The 19,070-nt window shown below is 55.5% G+C and carries 17 protein-coding genes and 3 tRNA genes; 19 read left to right on the top strand and 1 reads right to left on the bottom strand.

Features of this window, described 5'->3' with window-relative positions; translation table 11 throughout:
• Positions 1–10: 10 nt before the first annotated feature.
• The 19 genes from HFD87_RS02285 (at position 11) to HFD87_RS02195 (ending at position 17,137) form a co-directional block, all read left to right on the top strand.
• Entirely contained in the window at positions 11–727 is a 717-nt protein-coding gene (locus HFD87_RS02285; protein ID WP_010260736.1) for a succinate dehydrogenase iron-sulfur subunit, read from the top strand.
• A gap of 200 nt (positions 728–927) precedes the next feature.
• The gene (gene sucA / locus HFD87_RS02280) at positions 928–3,735 is read left to right on the top strand and encodes a 2-oxoglutarate dehydrogenase E1 component (RefSeq protein ID WP_010260738.1); all 2,808 of its coding nucleotides are present in this window, start codon (positions 928–930) and stop codon (positions 3,733–3,735) included.
• A 15-nt stretch (positions 3,736–3,750) separates the two neighbouring features.
• Complete coding sequence (odhB, locus tag HFD87_RS02275; protein ID WP_010260740.1) at positions 3,751–4,974, top strand: 2-oxoglutarate dehydrogenase complex dihydrolipoyllysine-residue succinyltransferase; 1,224 nt, start codon at positions 3,751–3,753, stop codon at positions 4,972–4,974.
• 70 nt (positions 4,975–5,044) lie between these two features.
• On the top strand, positions 5,045–6,211 hold the full coding sequence (gene sucC, locus HFD87_RS02270) for an ADP-forming succinate--CoA ligase subunit beta (protein ID WP_003853151.1): 1,167 nt from the start codon (positions 5,045–5,047) through the stop codon (positions 6,209–6,211).
• Entirely contained in the window at positions 6,211–7,086 is an 876-nt protein-coding gene (sucD, locus tag HFD87_RS02265) for a succinate--CoA ligase subunit alpha (protein WP_010260744.1), read from the top strand. The genes sucC and sucD overlap by 1 nt, the downstream gene beginning before the upstream one ends.
• Positions 7,087–7,660: 574 nt before the next feature.
• Positions 7,661–9,232, top strand: a complete 1,572-nt coding sequence (gene cydA / locus HFD87_RS02260) for a cytochrome ubiquinol oxidase subunit I (RefSeq protein ID WP_010260749.1) — start codon at positions 7,661–7,663, stop codon at positions 9,230–9,232.
• Positions 9,233–9,243: 11 nt separating this feature from the next.
• Positions 9,244–10,383, top strand: coding sequence for a cytochrome d ubiquinol oxidase subunit II (gene cydB, locus HFD87_RS02255; protein ID WP_010260752.1), 1,140 nt, complete (start codon positions 9,244–9,246; stop codon positions 10,381–10,383).
• A gap of 15 nt (positions 10,384–10,398) precedes the next feature.
• Entirely contained in the window at positions 10,399–10,503 is a 105-nt protein-coding gene (gene cydX / locus HFD87_RS02250; RefSeq protein ID WP_010260755.1) for a cytochrome bd-I oxidase subunit CydX, read from the top strand.
• Positions 10,503–10,796, top strand: a complete 294-nt coding sequence (ybgE, locus tag HFD87_RS02245; RefSeq protein WP_022626040.1) for a cyd operon protein YbgE — start codon at positions 10,503–10,505, stop codon at positions 10,794–10,796. Before cydX ends, ybgE begins: the two co-directional genes overlap by 1 nt.
• 178 nt (positions 10,797–10,974) lie before the next feature.
• A complete protein-coding gene (ybgC, locus tag HFD87_RS02240) occupies positions 10,975–11,379 on the top strand; it encodes a tol-pal system-associated acyl-CoA thioesterase (protein WP_010260759.1) in 405 nt (134 codons plus the stop codon).
• Positions 11,376–12,062: a Tol-Pal system protein TolQ gene (gene tolQ / locus HFD87_RS02235; protein ID WP_010260762.1), complete on the top strand. Its 687-nt coding sequence runs from the start codon at positions 11,376–11,378 to the stop codon at positions 12,060–12,062. The genes ybgC and tolQ overlap by 4 nt, the downstream gene beginning before the upstream one ends.
• A 13-nt stretch (positions 12,063–12,075) precedes the next feature.
• Entirely contained in the window at positions 12,076–12,504 is a 429-nt protein-coding gene (gene tolR, locus HFD87_RS02230) for a colicin uptake protein TolR (protein WP_010260764.1), read from the top strand.
• A gap of 27 nt (positions 12,505–12,531) precedes the next feature.
• On the top strand, positions 12,532–13,833 hold the full coding sequence (gene tolA, locus HFD87_RS02225; protein WP_022626037.1) for a cell envelope integrity protein TolA: 1,302 nt from the start codon (positions 12,532–12,534) through the stop codon (positions 13,831–13,833).
• 115 nt (positions 13,834–13,948) lie between these two features.
• Positions 13,949–15,244: a Tol-Pal system beta propeller repeat protein TolB gene (gene tolB / locus HFD87_RS02220; protein ID WP_010260769.1), complete on the top strand. Its 1,296-nt coding sequence runs from the start codon at positions 13,949–13,951 to the stop codon at positions 15,242–15,244.
• 50 nt (positions 15,245–15,294) lie between these two features.
• The gene (gene pal, locus HFD87_RS02215) at positions 15,295–15,825 is read left to right on the top strand and encodes a peptidoglycan-associated lipoprotein Pal (RefSeq protein ID WP_010260771.1); all 531 of its coding nucleotides are present in this window, start codon (positions 15,295–15,297) and stop codon (positions 15,823–15,825) included.
• A gap of 9 nt (positions 15,826–15,834) precedes the next feature.
• Positions 15,835–16,629, top strand: coding sequence for a cell division protein CpoB (cpoB, locus tag HFD87_RS02210; protein ID WP_045140667.1), 795 nt, complete (start codon positions 15,835–15,837; stop codon positions 16,627–16,629).
• A 164-nt stretch (positions 16,630–16,793) separates the two neighbouring features.
• Positions 16,794–16,869 (top strand) — tRNA-Lys (locus HFD87_RS02205).
• A gap of 70 nt (positions 16,870–16,939) precedes the next feature.
• Positions 16,940–17,015: transfer RNA gene (locus HFD87_RS02200), tRNA-Lys, on the top strand.
• Positions 17,016–17,061: 46 nt separating this feature from the next.
• A tRNA-Lys gene (locus HFD87_RS02195) sits at positions 17,062–17,137 on the top strand.
• Positions 17,138–17,541: 404 nt separating this feature from the next.
• Here the strand turns inward: HFD87_RS02195 and HFD87_RS02190 are convergent.
• A complete protein-coding gene (locus HFD87_RS02190) occupies positions 17,542–19,017 on the bottom strand; it encodes an AlkA N-terminal domain-containing protein (protein WP_167422887.1) in 1,476 nt (491 codons plus the stop codon).
• Positions 19,018–19,070 lie beyond the last annotated feature (53 nt).

Genomic DNA, 19,070 nt, shown 5'->3' with positions numbered 1-19,070 from the left:
GGAGACGATCATGAGACTCGAGTTTTCAATTTATCGCTACAATCCGGACGTCGATGACAAACCGCGCATGCAGGATTACACCCTGGAAGCGGAAGATGGTCGCGACATGATGCTGCTGGACGCACTGATTCGCCTGAAAGAGAAAGATCCGACCCTGGCGTTTCGTCGCTCCTGTCGTGAAGGCGTCTGCGGTTCCGATGGCCTGAACATGAACGGTAAAAACGGACTGGCCTGCATTACGCCCGTCTCGGCGCTGGGCAACGGCAAACAGAAAATTGTTATCCGTCCGCTGCCAGGTTTACCGGTGGTGCGTGACCTGGTTGTAGACATGAGCCAGTTTTATGCACAGTATGAGAAAATTAAGCCTTTCCTGTTGAATAATGGGGAAAATCCGCCAGCTCGTGAACATCTGCAGTCGCCGGATGAGCGTGAACACCTGGATGGCCTGTACGAATGTATACTCTGTGCCTGCTGCTCAACCTCATGCCCATCATTCTGGTGGAATCCTGAGAAGTTCATCGGTCCTGCTGGCCTGCTGGCCGCGTACCGCTTCCTGATTGACAGCCGCGACACCGAAACCGAGGCGCGTCTCGACAATCTGAATGATGCTTTCAGCGTATTCCGCTGCCATAGCATCATGAACTGTGTGAGCGTATGTCCGAAAGGGCTGAACCCGACGCGCGCCATCGGCCATATCAAGTCGATGCTGCTGCAGCGCGGCGCATAAGCAGTTTCTGCCGGGAACCTCAGGTTCCCGGTGTTTTACGGAAGCCTCTGTAAGCGCGGTGATTACCACGTTTACAAAGGTTCCCTTACGGGCCACGCGCGCTGCGCAAAGTGCTCGTATCGCTGAACTCACTACGGCAAACCGCGAAAGCGGCAACAAATGAAACCTCAAAAAAGCATAGCAATGCTTAAGGGATCACAATGCAGAACAGCGCGATGAAGCCCTGGCTGGACTCTTCCTGGCTGGCCGGCGCGAATCAGTCTTACATAGAGCAGCTCTATGAGGATTTCCTGACCGATCCTGACTCTGTCGATGCAGTGTGGCGCTCGATGTTCCAGCAGTTACCGGGCACCGGAATGAAACCTGAGCAGTTTCACTCCACCACACGTGAGTACTTCCGTCGCCTGGCGAAAGACGCATCTCGTTACACCTCATCTGTCTCCGATCCTGAAACCAACTCCAAGCAAGTAAAAGTGCTGCAGCTGATTAACGCGTTTCGTTTCCGCGGTCATCAGCACGCCAATCTTGACCCGCTTGGTCTGTGGAAACAGGACCGGGTAGCCGATCTCGATCCCGCTTTTCACGATCTGACCGAGGCCGATTTTCAGGAAAGCTTTAACGTCGGCTCTTTTGCCATTGGCAAAGAGACCATGAAGCTGGCCGAACTGTTCGAGGCGCTGACTCAGACTTACTGCGGCTCGATCGGTGCAGAATATATGCACATCAACAACACTGATGAGAAACGCTGGATTCAGCAGCGTCTTGAGTCAGTCGCGGGCCGTGCAGCCTTCAGCAATGAAGAGAAAAAAGGTTTCCTGAAAGAGCTGACCGCGGCCGAAGGGCTGGAAAAATATCTCGGAGCGAAATTCCCGGGTGCCAAACGCTTCTCGCTGGAAGGCGGCGATGCACTGGTTCCGATGCTGCGCGAAATGATCCGTCATGCCGGTAAGAGCGGAACCCGTGAAGTCGTATTGGGTATGGCGCACCGTGGTCGTCTCAACGTGCTGATCAACGTGCTGGGTAAAAAGCCACAGGACCTGTTCGACGAGTTCGCCGGTAAGCACAAAGAGCATCTGGGCACCGGTGACGTGAAGTACCACATGGGCTTCTCGTCTGACGTGGAAACCGAAGGCGGCCTGGTTCACCTGGCGCTGGCGTTTAACCCGTCGCATCTGGAGATCGTCAGCCCGGTGGTCATGGGTTCAGTGCGTGCCCGTCTGGATCGTCTGGATGAGCCAGCCAGCAATAAAGTCTTACCGATCACCATTCATGGTGATGCGGCCGTGATTGGCCAGGGCGTGGTTCAGGAAACTCTGAACATGTCACAGGCGCGCGGTTATGAAGTGGGCGGTACCGTTCGCATCGTCATCAACAACCAGGTTGGCTTCACCACCTCCAACCCGAAAGATGCGCGTTCGACCCCTTACTGCACCGATATCGGCAAAATGGTGCTGGCACCGATTTTCCACGTCAATGCTGACGATCCGGAAGCGGTCGCGTTTGTAACCCGTCTGGCGCTCGACTATCGCAACACCTTTAAGCGTGATGTGTTTATCGATCTGGTCTGCTATCGCCGTCATGGTCACAACGAGGCGGATGAGCCAAGTGCGACCCAGCCGCTGATGTACCAGAAAATCAAAAAACACCCGACGCCGCGTAAAATCTATGCCGACCGTCTGGAAGGTGAAGCCATTGCCACGCAGGAAGATGCGACCGAAATGGTCAATCTCTACCGTGACGCGCTGGATGCGGGTGAGTGTGTGGTGCCGGAATGGCGTCCAATGAGCCTGCACTCCTTTACCTGGTCACCTTACCTGAATCATGAGTGGGATGAACCTTACCCGGCTCAGGTCGACATGAAACGTCTGAAGGAGCTGGCGCTGCGTATCAGCCAGGTGCCTGAAGAGGTGGAAGTGCAGTCGCGTGTTGCCAAGATTTATAACGACCGTCGCCTGATGGCTGAAGGCGAGAAAGCCTTTGACTGGGGCGGCGCGGAAAACCTGGCATATGCCACGCTGGTTGATGAAGGCATTCCGGTGCGTCTGTCGGGTGAAGATACCGGTCGCGGAACCTTCTTCCATCGTCACGCGGTAGTCCATAACCAGGCGAACGGCTCAACCTATACCCCTCTGCACCACGTGCACAGCGGTCAGGGTCAGTTCAAAGTGTGGGACTCCGTGCTGTCAGAAGAGGCGGTACTGGCCTTTGAATATGGTTATGCCACCGCAGAGCCGCGCATCCTGACCATCTGGGAAGCGCAGTTTGGTGACTTCGCCAACGGCGCACAGGTTGTTATCGACCAGTTCATCAGCTCCGGTGAGCAGAAATGGGGCCGGATGTGTGGCCTGGTGATGCTGCTGCCACACGGTTATGAAGGTCAGGGGCCAGAGCACTCCTCTGCGCGCCTGGAACGTTATCTGCAACTCTGCGCTGAGCAGAACATGCAGGTCTGCGTGCCGTCTACCCCTGCGCAGGTTTACCATATGCTGCGTCGTCAGGCGCTGCGCGGTATGCGCCGTCCGCTGATTGTGATGTCGCCGAAATCACTGCTGCGTCATCCACTGGCGATCTCCACGCTGGATGAACTGGCTAACGGCAGCTTCCAGCCTGCTATTGGCGAAGTCGATGATCTGGATCCGCAGGGCGTGAAACGCGTCGTGCTGTGCTCCGGTAAAGTCTATTACGACCTGCTGGAGCAGCGTCGTAAAAATGAGCAGACCGATGTGGCTATCGTGCGCATCGAGCAGCTCTATCCGTTCCCGCATCACGCGGTACAGGAAGCATTAAAAGCGTATGCTCACGTGCAGGATTTTGTCTGGTGTCAGGAAGAGCCACTGAATCAGGGCGCCTGGTATTGCAGTCAGCATCATTTCCGTGAAGTTGTGCCGTTTGGTGCCACCTTACGTTATGCAGGCCGCCCGGCATCCGCCTCACCGGCCGTGGGATACATGTCCGTACACCAACAACAGCAGCAAGACCTGGTTAATGACGCGCTGAACGTTAATTAATTAAAAGGAAAGATAATGAGTAGCGTAGATATTCTCGTTCCCGACCTGCCTGAATCGGTTGCCGATGCCTCTGTGGCAACCTGGCATAAAAAACCAGGCGATGCAGTCACTCGCGATGAAGTGCTGGTCGAAATCGAAACTGACAAAGTTGTACTGGAAGTGCCAGCCTCTGCGGACGGTATCCTGGAAGCCGTTCTGGAAGAAGAGGGCGCCACCGTCACTTCCCGCCAGATCCTGGGTCGTCTGAAAGAGGGCAACAGCGCCGGTAAAGAGAGCAGCGCGAAGTCTGAAAGCAAAGAGTCTACCCCGGCTCAGCGTCAGACTGCGTCACTGGAAGAAGAGAGCAACGATGCGCTCAGCCCGGCTATCCGCCGTCTGATTGCAGAGCACAATCTTGATGCCTCGCAGATCAAAGGCAGCGGTGTTGGTGGTCGTCTGACCCGTGAAGATGTTGAAAAACATCTGGCTAACAAACCGCAGGCTGCCAAAGCCGCTGCGCCAGCTGCTGATGCGGCCGCCGCGCAGCAGCCAGTGGCTAACCGCAGCGAAAAACGCGTGCCGATGACCCGTCTGCGTAAGCGTGTTGCCGAGCGTCTGCTGGAAGCGAAGAACAGCACCGCGATGCTGACCACCTTCAACGAAATCAACATGAAGCCCATCATGGATCTGCGTAAGCAGTATGGTGAGGCCTTCGAGAAGCGTCACGGTGTACGTCTGGGCTTTATGTCCTTCTACATCAAAGCGGTTGTTGAAGCGCTGAAACGCTATCCGGAAGTGAATGCTTCTATCGATGGTGAAGATGTGGTTTACCACAACTACTTCGACGTCAGCATTGCGGTCTCTACGCCACGTGGTCTGGTTACACCCGTCCTGCGTGACGTGGATGCGCTGAGCATGGCGGACATCGAGAAGAAAATCAAAGAGCTGGCAGTGAAAGGCCGTGACGGCAAGCTGACAGTTGAGGATCTGACCGGCGGTAACTTTACCATTACCAACGGCGGCGTCTTTGGTTCACTGATGTCCACCCCGATCATCAACCCACCGCAGAGCGCCATCCTGGGCATGCACGCCATCAAAGATCGCCCGATGGCGGTCAATGGTCAGGTTGTGGTGCTGCCGATGATGTATCTGGCGCTCTCCTACGACCACCGTCTGATCGATGGCCGTGAATCAGTTGGTTATCTGGTTGCAGTGAAAGAGATGCTGGAAGATCCGGCGCGCCTGCTGCTGGATGTCTGATTTTCACCGGGCGCGCCTTGCCGCGCGCCCAACCTCATTACTCTTTTCAGACCTGAATGGATAGAACATCATGAACTTACACGAATACCAGGCGAAACAACTGTTTGCACGGTATGGCATGCCGGCACCAACGGGTTACGCCTGTACTACACCACGTGAAGCGGAAGAAGCAGCCTCTAAAATTGGCGCAGGCCCGTGGGTAGTTAAATGTCAGGTTCATGCCGGTGGCCGCGGTAAAGCGGGCGGTGTGAAAGTGGTTAACAGCAAAGAAGAGATTCGCGCTTTTGCTGAAAACTGGCTGGGCAAACGCCTGGTTACCTATCAGACAGACGCAAACGGCCAGCCGGTAAACCAGATTCTGGTTGAAGCGGCGACCGATATCGATCAGGAGCTCTATCTGGGCGCTGTGGTCGATCGCGCAACGCGTCGCGTAATTTTCATGGCCTCCACTGAAGGCGGCGTGGAAATTGAAAAAGTGGCGGAAGAGACCCCGCACCTGATCCACAAAATGGCGCTGGATCCACTGACCGGCCCGCAGCCTTATCAGGGTCGTGAGCTGGCGTTCAAACTTGGCCTGACTGGCAAGCTGGTTGGCCAGTTCACCAAGATCTTCATGGGTCTGGCGACACTGTTCCTGGAGCGCGATCTGGCGATGGTTGAGATCAACCCGCTGGTGATCACCAAACAGGGCGACCTGATCTGCCTGGATGGCAAACTGGGTGCCGATGGCAATGCCCTGTTCCGTCAGCCAGAGCTGCGCGAAATGCGCGATCCAAGCCAGGAAGATCCACGTGAAGCCCATGCGACACAGTGGGAACTGAACTATGTTGCGCTGGAAGGCAACATCGGTTGTATGGTTAACGGCGCAGGTCTGGCGATGGGCACCATGGACATCGTTAAACACCACGGCGGTCAACCGGCCAACTTCCTTGATGTCGGCGGCGGCGCAACCAAAGAGCGCGTGACCGAAGCCTTCAAAATCATCCTGTCTGACGATGCGGTTAAAGCCGTATTCGTTAACATCTTCGGCGGTATCGTACGCTGCGACCTGATTGCCGACGGCATCATCGGCGCAGTCGCTGAAGTGGGTGTGAACGTACCAGTTGTGGTACGTCTGGAAGGTAACAACGCCGAGCTGGGCGCCCAGAAACTGGCGGACAGCGGTCTGAACATCATTGCAGCAACCAGCCTGACAGACGCCGCACAGCGTGTTGTTGCTGCCGCGGAGGGTAAATAATGTCCATTCTGATCGACAAAAACACCAAAGTCATTTGCCAGGGTTTCACCGGTGGCCAGGGGACTTTCCATTCTGAGCAGGCGCTGGCATACGGCACCCAACTGGTTGGCGGCGTGACGCCAGGCAAAGGTGGCACGACCCATCTAGGCCTGCCGGTGTTCAACACCGTACGCGAAGCGGTAGAAGCAACCGGCGCGACCGCCACCGTGATCTACGTTCCGGCTCCTTTCTGTAAAGATGGCATCCTGGAAGCGATCGACGCGGGCATCAAACTGATCATCACCATCACCGAAGGCATCCCGACCCTGGATATGCTGACCGTGAAAGTGAAGCTGGATGAAGCAGGCGTGCGGATGATCGGTCCAAACTGCCCAGGCGTTATCACCCCAGGCGAATGTAAAATCGGCATCATGCCGGGCCACATTCACCAGCCGGGCCGCGTCGGTATCGTGTCACGTTCAGGCACCCTGACCTATGAAGCGGTTAAGCAGACCACGGATATCGGCTACGGCCAGTCAACCTGCGTTGGCATCGGTGGTGACCCGATCCCAGGCTCTAACTTCATCGACATCCTGAAAATGTTCCAGGATGATCCACAGACTGAAGTTATCGTGATGATCGGTGAGATCGGCGGTAGCGCAGAAGAAGAAGCTGCAGCCTTCATTAAAGAGCACGTGACCAAGCCGGTTGTAGGCTACATTGCTGGCGTCACCGCGCCGAAAGGCAAGCGTATGGGCCATGCTGGCGCCATCATTGCCGGTGGTAAAGGTACAGCAGATGAGAAATTTGCTGCGCTGGAAGCGGCAGGCGTGAAAACCGTCCGCAGCCTGGCGGATATCGGTGACGCAGTTAAAGCCGTATTACCTGCTAAATAAGTCAGCGTCATCTGAGACTAAGCCACCTTCGGGTGGCTTTTTTTATGCCTGTAAATGACAGCTATAACGCAGGAAGCTAAAGAGAAGAGTGCGCGGTTAAATAACCGGTCTGCGGCTCATCACGTTAAGGAAAAGTGTCAAAGGTAAATTATTTCTTCGCGCTTTATTTCATTACTGACATCTCATTAACAAGAAACCTACCTGACCCTATCTGGAAACTTATTGCGTTAATCCAGATCAATTAATCGCGACTTATATCCAACTATATCTCTGGCAAAGCGCAACGCTAAGGGCGTAAATTGCGCTGCATCAATCCAGCCTTTTACACTAATTTTCAAACGTCTGCTCAACCCGGGATAACACCCGCTTTCCTCCTGTTAAAGCACGCGTTAACGAAAGCGCTGATTGACAATTTTCTGAGCTGCTTCATTCGCTACTCGCCTGTTCGGGCAGCTCACAGACCTGTTCTGCGGGTAATAAAAAACTGGAATCAATAAACAGTCGTTGCTGACTCTGATTGCGTTCGATCTGTTCGCGCGCGTGACGGAGACAAAGCGAGGAGCAAGGAGTCCTTATGTTAGATATCGTCGAGCTGTCGCGGTTACAGTTTGCCTTAACGGCGATGTACCATTTTCTGTTCGTCCCTTTAACGCTGGGTATGGCGTTTTTGCTGGCGATCATGGAAACGGTATATGTCCTGAGCGGCAAACAAATCTATAAAGATATGACGAAGTTCTGGGGCAAGTTATTTGGTATTAACTTTGCGCTGGGTGTCGCCACCGGCCTGACCATGGAATTTCAGTTCGGGACTAACTGGTCATATTACTCTCACTACGTTGGCGATATCTTCGGCGCGCCGCTCGCCATCGAAGGTCTGATGGCGTTCTTCCTGGAATCCACCTTTGTTGGCCTGTTCTTTTTTGGCTGGGATCGCCTGGGCAAAGTGCAGCACCTCGCCGTCACCTGGCTGGTGGCGCTGGGCTCAAACATGTCGGCGCTGTGGATTCTGGTGGCTAACGGCTGGATGCAGAACCCGATCGCCTCTGAGTTCAACTTCGAAACCATGCGCATGGAGATGGTCAGCTTCTCAGAGCTGGTGCTGAACCCGGTCGCGCAGGTGAAATTCGTGCACACCGTGGCAGCCGGTTACACCACCGGTGCAATGTTTATTATGGGCATCAGCGCCTGGTACATGCTGAAAGGCCGTGATTTCGCCTTTGCTAAACGCTCGTTCGCTATCGCGGCCAGCTTTGGCATGGCGGCGGTGCTGTCAGTCATCGTTCTGGGCGATGAGTCAGGTTACGAAATGGGTGACGTGCAGAAAACCAAACTGGCCGCTATCGAAGCGGAGTGGGAAACCCAGCCGGCACCGGCCTCGTTTACCCTGTTTGGCCTGCCCGATCAGGCCACTCAGGAGAACCGATACGCAGTACAGATCCCCTGGCTGCTGGGCCTGATTGCCACCCGATCTACCGATACGCCGGTCACCGGCCTGAAAGATCTGATGGCACAGCATGAAGTGCGCATCCGCAACGGCATGAAAGCCTATGCCCTGCTGAATGAGCTGCGCGGTGGCAGCCAGGATCCGGCGGTGCGTGACGCGTTCAACAGTCACAAACAGGATCTCGGCTACGGTCTGCTGCTGAAGCGTTATACCGACAACGTGGCTGATGCAACCGAAGCGCAGATTAAACAGGCGACGCAGGACTCTATCCCGCGTGTCGCCCCGCTCTATTTTGCCTTCCGCATCATGGTGCTGTGTGGCGTACTGCTGCTGGGCATTATCGCGCTGGCGTTCTGGAGCGTACTGCGTAACCGCATCGGCAAAAATCGCTGGTTACTGAAAGCGGCGCTGTTTGGTATTCCGCTGCCGTGGATCGCTATCGAATCAGGCTGGTTTGTGGCGGAGTATGGTCGTCAGCCCTGGGCTATCGGTGAAGTGCTGCCGACTGCGGTAGCCAACTCCTCCCTGACCGTTGGCGATCTGCTGTTCTCCATGATCCTGATCTGCGGACTCTACACAATGTTCCTGGTGGCTGAGATGTACCTGATGTTCAAATTCGCCCGCCTTGGGCCGAGCAGCCTGAAAACCGGGCGTTATCATCATGAGCAGATCACGGCAATCACCCAGCCGGTACAGGGATAAGGAGAGCGACCATGTTTGATTATGAAGTTCTGCGCTTTGTCTGGTGGCTGTTGATTGGCGTACTGCTGATTGGCTTTGCCGTCGCAGATGGTTTTGATATGGGTGTCGGGATGCTGACGCGCATTCTGGGCCGGAATGATACTGAACGTCGCATCATGATTAACAGTATCGCTCCACACTGGGACGGTAACCAGGTCTGGCTGATCACCGCAGGTGGCGCGCTGTTTGCCGCCTGGCCGATGGTCTACGCGGCAGCCTTCTCTGGCTTCTACGTGGCGATGATTCTGGTGCTCGCGTCGCTGTTCTTCCGTCCGGTTGGCTTCGATTACCGTTCGAAGATTGAAGACAATCGCTGGCGCGGTGCCTGGGACTGGGGGATTTTCATTGGCAGCTTCGTGCCGCCGCTGGTGATCGGCGTAGCGTTTGGCAACCTGTTACAGGGCGTGCCGTTCCATGCCGATGAGTATCTGCGCCTGTTCTATACCGGTAACTTCTTCCAGCTGCTGAATCCGTTTGGGCTGCTGGCGGGTGTGGTCAGTGTGGCGATGATTCTGGCGCAGGGTGCAACCTATCTGCAGATGCGCACTACCGGCGAACTGCATCTGCGTTCACGCACCGCAGCACAACTTGCCGCCCTGGTGATGATGGTCTGCTTTATCCTGGCGGGCGTCTGGGTGAAATATGGTATCGATGGTTATGTGGTGACCAGCACTATGGATCACTTCGCCGCCTCTAACCCACTGGGCAAAACCGTGGTGCGCGAAGCGGGTGCCTGGATGGTCAACTTCCAGAACCACCCTGTGTTGTGGCTGTTCCCGCTGCTGGGCGCTGTGCTGCCGCTGCTGACCATACTCTGCTCGCGGGTTGAGAAGGGCGCCTGGGCGTTCCTGTTCTCCTCACTGACGCTGGCCTGCGTCATCATGACAGCCGGTATTGCAATGTTCCCGTTCATCATGCCATCCAGCACGGTGCCGGGTGTGAGCCTGACCATGTGGGACGCAACGTCCAGCCTGCTGACGCTGCAAACCATGACCGTTGCCGCCGCTATCTTTGTGCCGATCATTCTGGCCTACACCACCTGGTGCTACTGGAAGATGTTTGGTCGTATCACCAAAGAGCATATTGAAAGCAACAGTCACTCACTCTATTAATTAAGGAGACGTCGCATGTGGTATTTTGCCTGGATTCTCGGCACGTTGCTGGCCTGTGCCTTTGGTATCGTGACCGCGCTGGCGATTGAGCACATTGAAGCGCAGGATGAGCCTCACTGATGCGAACGCTAATTCGGATGCTGTATGATCTGATGGATAAGGGCCCGTTACGGGCCCTTTCACTGCTGCTGGCGCTGCTGACCGCAGGCGGCGTGATGTGGGATCCGACACGCTTTGCCAATCAGGCAGGCCAGTTACCGGCTCTGCAGGGGCTGGTGCTGATCTGGGCGGTCTGCAGTGGGGTGATCCACGGTGTGGGCTTCCGGCCAAAGCAAACCCGATGGCAGGCGCTGTTTGCCCCGTTACCCGCCATGCTGGTGCTATTTATTGCGCTTTACCGTTTTTATCTTTAAGACCCCGCCTCATCGGCGCTGTCAGTGAATTTTTGTCAGCGTCTGGTCAATTAATCTCCCTGAAATCGTTCCGTTTGTTACGGAGCGATAATTATTTTCGCCTGGCTCTGACGAGCCATTCCCAACCCCAATTCTCTTGCGTATAGTAACAACGTTTAAAACGAGGCCGGGATGTAGAGTGAGTACAACGCTGTTTCGCTGGCCGGTTCGGGTCTACTACGAAGATACTGATGCCGGTGGTGTGGTTTATCACGCCAGCTATATCGCTTTTTATGAACGAGCACGTACTGAAATGTTGCGACAGCACCATTTCAATCAGCAGACGCTGTTAGAACAGCAGATCGCTTTTGTGGTACGGCGAATATCGGTGGACTATCTGGCGGCGGCGCGTCTTGATGACCTTCTGGAGATCCAGAGCGAGGTCACATCAATGACACGGGCTACCATGACGTTCACTCAGCGTATCGTGAATACTGAAGGCAAAGTGCTCAATGAGGCAGAAGTCCTGATTGCCTGCATTAACCCACATCTAATGAAGCCGATTGCGCTTCCCAAGTCTATTGTCGCGGAGTTCAAGCAGTGACTGACATGAACATTCTTGATTTGTTCCTGAAGGCGAGCCTTCTGGTCAAACTTATCATGTTGATTTTGATCGGCTTTTCTATTGCCTCCTGGGCCATCATTATTCAGCGCACACGTATTCTGAATGCGGCGGGAAGAGAAGCGGAGGCGTTTGAAGACAAATTCTGGTCCGGCATCGAACTCTCGCGCCTCTATCAGGAGAGCCAGGAGCGGCGGGAAGAACTGGGTGGTTCGGAGCAGATTTTCTATTCCGGCTTTAAAGAGTTCGCCCGCCTGCATCGCGCCAACAGCCATGCGCCGGAAGCGGTCATTGATGGTGCGAGCCGTGCGATGCGCATCTCGATGAACCGTGAGCTGGAAGCGCTGGAAAACCACATTCCATTCCTCGGCACCGTCGGTTCTATCAGCCCTTATATCGGACTGTTCGGCACCGTCTGGGGGATCATGCACGCCTTTATCGCACTGGGTGCCGTGAAGCAGGCAACCCTGCAGATGGTTGCACCGGGTATCGCTGAAGCGTTGATTGCGACCGCTATCGGTCTGTTTGCCGCGATTCCGGCGGTGATGGCGTACAACCGTCTGAACCAGCGCGTGAACAAACTGGAGCAGGGCTACGACAACTTCATGGAAGAGTTCACTGCCATTCTGCATCGCCAGGCTTTCTCCAGCGATAGCGCTAAGTAAATAGAGGTTAATGATGGCCAGAGTACGTGGTCGCAAACGCCGCGACCTGAAGTCGGAAATCAACATCGTTCCGCTACTGGACGTCCTGTTGGTGCTGTTGCTGATCTTCATGGCAACGGCGCCCATTATTACCCAGAGCGTGGAAGTGGATCTGCCTGATGCGACCGATTCGAAAACCGTTGCCAGCGATGATAATCCGCCGGTGATTGTCGAAGTGGCGGGCGTGGGTCAGTACAGCCTGGTCGTGGATCACGATCGTATGGATCAACTTCCGCCAGAGCAGGTAATCAGCGAAGCGCAGCGTCGACTGGAAGCGAATCCTAAGACGGTCTTTTTGATCGGGGGCGCGAAAGAGGTGCCTTACGATGAAATTATTAAAGCGCTCAACCTGCTGCACCAGGCGGGTGTTAAATCTGTCGGTTTGATGACGCAGCCGATTTAAAATCGAACCGTTTTTTGGGAACCGAGTGTGTCGAAGGCAACCGAGCAAAACGAGAAGTTAAAGCGCGCGATAATCATTTCGGTGATTCTGCATATCGTGCTGATCGCGCTGCTGATTTGGAGCTCGTTTAATGAGCACATTGACGCCAGCAGTGCGGGTGGCGGAGGCAGTGATATTGATGCAGTGATGGTCGATCCCGGTGCCGTCGTGAGTCAATACAATCGTCAGCAGAACCAGCAAAGTGACAGCCAGCGGGCTGAGCAGCAGCGTAAAAAGCAGGCGCAGCAGCAGGCTGAAGAGCTGCAACAGAAACAGGCTGCTGAACAGCAGCGTCTGAAAGCGCTGGAAAAAGAGCGTTTAGCCGCGCAGGAAACCGCGAAAGAAGAGGCAAAACAGCAGGCTGAGCAGCAGAAGGCTGCCGAAGACGCTGCTAAGCAGGCGCAGGAGCAGCAAAAAACGGCGGAAGCGGCGGCTGCCAAAGCCAAAGCGGATGCAAAAGCTCAGGCAGATGCGCAGGCAAAAGCCGCGGCTGAGCAGGCGAAACAGGCCGCAGCCGAAGCAAAGAAGCAGGCTGATCAGCAGGCGAAAGCCGCCGCTGCCGCTGCTGCAAAAGAGAAAGCCGTTGCGGAAGCGAAGGCGAAATCTGAAGCAGATGCGAAAGCCGCAGCTGAAGCCAAAGTGAAAGCGGCGGCGGATGCCAAAGCCAAAGCGGCTGAAGAGGCTAAACAAAAAGCTGCTGAAGCCAAAGAAAAAGCCGCAGAGGCGGCGAAAGAGAAAGCCGCAGAAGCAGCAAAAGAGAAAGCGGAAGCGGCTAAAGAGGCCGCCAAAGAGAAGGCAGAAGCTGCCGCGAAAGCGAAAGCCGATGCCGCGGCGAAAGCCAAAGCCGATGCTGCCGCTAAGGCCAAAGCGGATGCTAAAGCGAAAGCCGCCGCCGATGCTGCCAACGACAGCGATGTCGATGATTTGCTGGGTGGACTCGCTTCCGGTAAAAATGCACCGAAAAGCGGCACCTCTGGCGGCGCAGCAGGGCAGGGAAACCAGAAGAAAGCGGGTGCATCAGGCGCGGAAATCAACTCCTACATGGGTCAGGTTGTGAGTGCGATTCAGAGCCGATTCTATGATGCGGATCTGTATCGCGGAAAAACCTGTGATTTGCGGATTAAACTTGCGCCTGATGGCTTGTTGATTGATGTTAAGTCAGAGGGTGGCGATCCCGCGCTCTGTCAGGCCGCGATTGCTGCCGCAAAACAGGCACGTATTCCGAAGCCGCCTTCGCAGGCGGTCTACGAAGTGTTTAAAAACGCCCCAATGCGTTTTAAACCGCAATAATGCAGTAACGGGCGGCAAGTTGATCTATGTTTAGCGTGCCGTACTTAAGTTGTACTCGTGGTTTCCAGGAACAGTGCCAATTATCGTGGACTGAGGTTCAGATAAGGGAGATAAAATGAAGCAAGCTCTTCGCGTTACGTTAGGCTTTTTTATCCTGCTGTGGGCAGCCATGCTGCATGCAGAAGTTCGAATTGAGATCACCCAGGGTGTCAACACTGCGCGCCCGATTGGCGTGGTGCCGTTTAAATGGGCCGGTGCTGGCGCAGCGCCGGAAGATATCGGCGGCATCGTTGCAGCTGACCTGCGCAACAGTGGCAAATTTAATCCACTGGATCGCTCGCGTCTGCCACAGCAGCCTGCCAGCGCGCAGGAAGTTCAGCCTGCCGCGTGGAGTGCACTCGGCATTGATGCCGTGGTCGTCGGTCAGGTCGCGTCTAACCCGGATGGCAGCTATCAGGTTTCGTACCAGCTGGTCGACACCGGCGGTGCTCCCGGTACCGTGCTGGCACAAAACAGTTATAAAGTGACGAAGCAGTGGCTGCGTTATGCCGCTCACACGGCCAGTGACGAAACGTTCCTGAAGCTGACCGGCATCAAGGGCGCTTTCCGTACCCGTATCGCCTATGTGGTGCAGACTAACGGCGGCCAGTTCCCGTATGAGCTGCGCGTTGCTGACTACGATGGTTACAATCAGTTTGTCGTGCACCGTTCACCACAGCCGCTGATGTCGCCAGCCTGGTCTCCGGATGGCAGCAAAGTCGCTTACGTGACCTTTGAAAGCGGCAAATCTGCGCTGGTGGTACAGACGCTGTCGAACGGTGCTATCCGTCAGATCGCCTCCTATCCACGTCACAACGGTGCCCCAGCGTTCTCGCCGGATGGCTCTAAACTGGCGTTTGCGCTCTCTAAAACCGGCAGCCTGAACCTCTATGTGATGGATCTGGCCTCAGGTCAGACGCGTCAGATTACCGATGGTCGCTATAACAGCACCGAACCAACCTGGTTCCCGGACAGCCAGACGCTGGCTTACACCTCCGATCAGGCTGGTGCTCCACAAATCTACAAAGTCGGACTTAACGGTGGCGCGCCACAACGTATTACCTGGGAAGGCGGTCAGAACCAGGATGCGGATGTCGCAACAGATGGTAAGTCAATGGTGATGATTAGCACCAACGGTGGTGCTCAACACGTCGCCAAACAGGATCTGGAAACGGGAGCCGTTCAAACGTTAACGGACACGTTCCTGGATGAAACGCCGAGCCTGGCACCCAATGGCACAATGGTAATCTACAGCTCTACTCAGGGTATGGGTTCCGTGTTGCAGTTGGTTTCTACCGACGGCCGTTTCAAAGCGCGTCTTCCGGCAACTGATGGACAGGTAAAATTTCCTGCCTGGTCGCCGTATCTGTAATGTCTGACAGTTCAGACATCACAAACAATAAACAATAATGGGATTTTGAAATGCAACTGAACAAAGTGCTGAAGGGTTTGATGCTGGCTCTGCCGGTTCTGGCAGTAGCGGCTTGTAGCTCACACAAGAACAACAACAATGACCAGACTGGCATGGGCGCTGATGGCGGCGCTTACGGTGCAAATTCTGGCATGAACGGCAACGGCGGCAACATGTCTTCTGACGAGCAGGCTCGTCTGCAGATGCAGCAGCTGCAGCAGAACAACATCGTGTACTTCGGCCTGGACAAGTATGACGTTCAGTCTGATTACGCACAGATGCTGGATCAGCATGCAACCTTCCTGCGCAGCAACCCGTCATACAAAGTGACCATCGAAGGTCATGCGGATGAGCGCGGTACGCCGGAATACAACATCGCCCTGGGCGAACGTCGTGCTAACGCGGTTAAAATGTACCTGCAGGGCAAAGGCGTGTCGGCTGATCAGATGTCTATCGTATCTTACGGTAAAGAGAAGCCAGCTGTTCTGGGTCATGACGAAGCAGCGTATTCTAAAAACCGTCGTGCCGTTCTGGTCTACTAAGAGAATCACATGGTTAGTAACTTCAGACATCACCTGTTGAGTCTGTCGTTACTGATTGGCGTAGCGGCCCCCTGGGCCGCTAATGCCCAAGCGTCAATCAGTAGCGTTGGCTCCGGCTCGGTCGAAGACCGTGTCACCACTCTTGAACGAATTTCTAATGCCCAGGCACAGCTGATGCAGCAATTGCAGCAGCAGATGAGCGATAACCAGCGTGATATCGACGCGCTGCGTGGGCAAATCCAGCAAAACACGTATCAGTTGAATCAGGTGGTTGAGCGGCAGAAGCAGCTTTACCAGCAGATTGACAGCCTGAGCAGCGCCAGCACCAGCGGCGGTCAGCAGGCAGCCGGCAGCAGTGCCGCAGCGGATACCGGCGCAGCAGCAACCGCAGGCGGGGCAGCATCAACGGATAGCGCACCTGCGCAGACCGGTGACGCTAACAGCGATTACAATGCGGCTGTGGCGCTGATTCTGGAGAAGAAACAGTATGATCAGGCGATCAGCGCGCTCCAGGCGTGGGTAAAACGTTACCCGGATTCGACCTATCAGCCGAACGCCAATTACTGGCTGGGACAGCTGAACTATAACAAAGGCAAAAAGGACGACGCGGCTTACTATTACGCCACGGTAGTGAAAAACTATCCGAAGTCGCCAAAAGCTGCAGAAGCGTTGTTGAAAGTGGGCGTCATCATGCAGGAGAAAAAAGACACAGCGAAAGCTAAAGCGGTCTTCCAGCAGGTGATCAAACTTTATCCAGACACCGAATCTGCTAAGCAGGCGCAAAAACGTCTGACAAGTCTGTAATCTGTACGGTTCAGGCCAGATATCGTGTGATTTCTGGTCTTGCCGTATGAAAGGTAAGCAACTGAAGCCTTTAGCAGAAATAAGAGTTGCGCTACCCCGCTAAATCAGTAATATATGCCGCCGTTGCCGGGACACATTGCAAAGTGTCTGGTAAGCCTGAAGATGGGTCGTTAGCTCAGTTGGTAGAGCAGTTGACTTTTAATCAATTGGTCGCAGGTTCGAATCCTGCACGACCCACCATCTTCCTCAGACGCGCTTTTACCGCGCAGTTTTAAGAAGAACACTTCAGCATTGCTTCACAACCTAAGATGGGTCGTTAGCTCAGTTGGTAGAGCAGTTGACTTTTAATCAATTGGTCGCAGGTTCGAATCCTGCACGACCCACCATCTTATCTCAGCCGCCTGGCGTGTTGAACGGTTGTAAGCCCCCAGCGGGTCGTTAGCTCAGTTGGTAGAGCAGTTGACTTTTAATCAATTGGTCGCAGGTTCGAATCCTGCACGACCCACCAATTAAGAAAAAAGCGCCCTCAGGGCGCTTTTTTTGTTTCTGCGGTATCTGATTACTTTTTCAAAGCAAAACGTGATTGGTTTTTGAAGTTGTGAGCAAACTCCGGCCCGTTCCGCTGTGAGATCGAGCCTGCGTAGAGAACAGGGTCAGATCGGAAAGACTCAAAAGCCGTCATCCATGACATGCTCGGCCCGCGCCGTCCCTGGCGCGGGACGCTTTCCTCTTCTGACCCTGTTCCCTGCGCGTTGAGCTTTTTCGTTGCGGCCAAATCCAGTCGGGTGCGAGTTTGTAAGCAGTCTGGAAAAGCCTCTGGCGATGGCTGTCGGCCCGCGCCATTCTCTTCTGACCCTGTTCCCTGCGCGTTGAGCTTCTGTATTGCTGGCAGATTTGCCCCCACTCTCGCCGTCACGGCTTTTTCTTTGCCTTTGCTACTGCTAGGCTCTCCCAGATATGCATCACTGCATAGCTGCGCCAGGGACGCCATGACTGCGATCGCGCCTCCGCTTCTTTCGATGACATGCCGCCCAGGTTATTCCGGATGGCAATATCCTCTTTGGGAAAGGCATCCGGCCAGCGCAGGGCGCGCATCGCGATGTAGTGCGCGGTCCAGGGACCAATACCCGGCAGGCTGACCAGTTTTTTGATGACCTCGTCTGGCGCCTGAGCGGCGCTGAGACGCAAATCTCCGCTGGCGCAGGCATTTGCAAAGGCGATGATGGCGCGGGAGCGGGCGGCACTGACAATCCCCATCGGCGCGACATCGTCTACCGTCAGTCCGGCAATGCGTTCAGGATGGGCGGTGTAGCGGGTCAGATCGGCGAACGGCGTCTCACAGGGTTCGCCAAAGGCGGCGGCAAAACGGCTGCTGACCGTGGTGGCCGCTTTGACCGTCACCTGCTGGCCAATAATGGCGCGCACGCCCAGCTCAAAGGCGTCGAATGCGCCAGGCACACGCAGACCCGGATGCGAGATCAGGCTGGGTGCCAGCAGTGGGTCCTGCGCCAGACAGGCGGCGATACGCTGCGGCTGTGCGTCGAGATCGAACAGATCGCGCAGACGGCGCAGCAGCAGAGGCAGAACCGGCGTCAGCGAGGTTGAGAGCGTCACCTGCAGCGCGTTCTTTTGCGGCAGATGCGAAACAGAGACCCAGCCCCGGCAGCGGCCCAGCACCACGGTGCGTCGCCAGCAGCCATCTTCCACCGCCTCAACCTCTTTCATCAGATGCGTCTGCAAAAACCAGAGCATCGCCGCCCAGTCATAGGGAGGGCGATAGGCCAGCCGCAGCGTCACGCGGTCGCCGGGCTGCGCACACTGAGAGCCCGTATCGTCCCTGCGCAGCGCGCCTGGCGTCATGCGGTAACGCGCCTGGAAGACATCATTAAAGCGCCGCAGGCTGCCAAAGCCGCTGGCATAGGCAACGTCAATAATCGGCAGGCCGGTTTCGGTCAGCAGCTGTTTAGCCAGCAGCATGCGCCGCGTCTGCTTCAGCTCCAGCGGCGAGACACCCAGCTCCTGCTGCACGATACGGCGCAGCTGACGCAGGCTGATACCGAATTCAGCGGCAATCGCCTCCAGTCCTTCACGTTCCTCCAGCATGCCTTCCTCGATACGCTGAACCAGCCGCTCTGCCACACGGTGCGGCTGATCAACCGGCGCATTACCGGGTGCCAGTTCGGGCCGACAGCGCAGGCAGGGGCGAAAGCGGGCTTTCTCCGCCGCTTCCGCGCTGCTGAAGAAAAGGCAGTTCTTCTGCATCGGCGCTTTGACCGGGCAGACCGGACGACAATAGATACCGGTTGAGGTCACGCCAACAAAGAAAACGCCGTCAAAGCGGGTATCACGAGAGGTCAGCGCCTGATAGGCAATGTCGGGATCGAGCATGGCAGTTCTCCGGTAAATAAGCGCAGCCTACACCGGTGAATCCCGGCAGACTG

This window comes from Pantoea sp. EKM21T, from assembly GCF_011800405.1.
Taxonomy (GTDB): domain Bacteria; phylum Pseudomonadota; class Gammaproteobacteria; order Enterobacterales; family Enterobacteriaceae; genus Pantoea; species Pantoea agglomerans.
The sequence above is the reverse complement of the archived record's forward strand: the minus strand, read 5'-3'. Positions and strand labels throughout refer to the sequence as shown.

Bases quoted from the DNA above. Each gene is read 5' to 3' on its own strand.
- HFD87_RS02285 (WP_010260736.1), top strand. From the start codon at position 11: ATGAGACTCGAGTTTTCAATTTATCGCTACAATCCGGACGTCGATGAC.
- sucA (WP_010260738.1), top strand. From the start codon at position 928: ATGCAGAACAGCGCGATGAAGCCCTGGCTGGACTCTTCCTGGCTGGCC.
- odhB (WP_010260740.1), top strand. From the start codon at position 3,751: ATGAGTAGCGTAGATATTCTCGTTCCCGACCTGCCTGAATCGGTTGCC.
- sucC (WP_003853151.1), top strand. From the start codon at position 5,045: ATGAACTTACACGAATACCAGGCGAAACAACTGTTTGCACGGTATGGC.
- sucD (WP_010260744.1), top strand. From the start codon at position 6,211: ATGTCCATTCTGATCGACAAAAACACCAAAGTCATTTGCCAGGGTTTC.
- cydA (WP_010260749.1), top strand. From the start codon at position 7,661: ATGTTAGATATCGTCGAGCTGTCGCGGTTACAGTTTGCCTTAACGGCG.
- cydB (WP_010260752.1), top strand. From the start codon at position 9,244: ATGTTTGATTATGAAGTTCTGCGCTTTGTCTGGTGGCTGTTGATTGGC.
- cydX (WP_010260755.1), top strand. From the start codon at position 10,399: ATGTGGTATTTTGCCTGGATTCTCGGCACGTTGCTGGCCTGTGCCTTT.
- ybgE (WP_022626040.1), top strand. From the start codon at position 10,503: ATGCGAACGCTAATTCGGATGCTGTATGATCTGATGGATAAGGGCCCG.
- tolR (WP_010260764.1), top strand. From the start codon at position 12,076: ATGGCCAGAGTACGTGGTCGCAAACGCCGCGACCTGAAGTCGGAAATC.
- tolB (WP_010260769.1), top strand. From the start codon at position 13,949: ATGAAGCAAGCTCTTCGCGTTACGTTAGGCTTTTTTATCCTGCTGTGG.
- pal (WP_010260771.1), top strand. From the start codon at position 15,295: ATGCAACTGAACAAAGTGCTGAAGGGTTTGATGCTGGCTCTGCCGGTT.
- cpoB (WP_045140667.1), top strand. From the start codon at position 15,835: ATGGTTAGTAACTTCAGACATCACCTGTTGAGTCTGTCGTTACTGATT.
- HFD87_RS02190 (WP_167422887.1), bottom strand. From the start codon at position 19,017: ATGCTCGATCCCGACATTGCCTATCAGGCGCTGACCTCTCGTGATACC.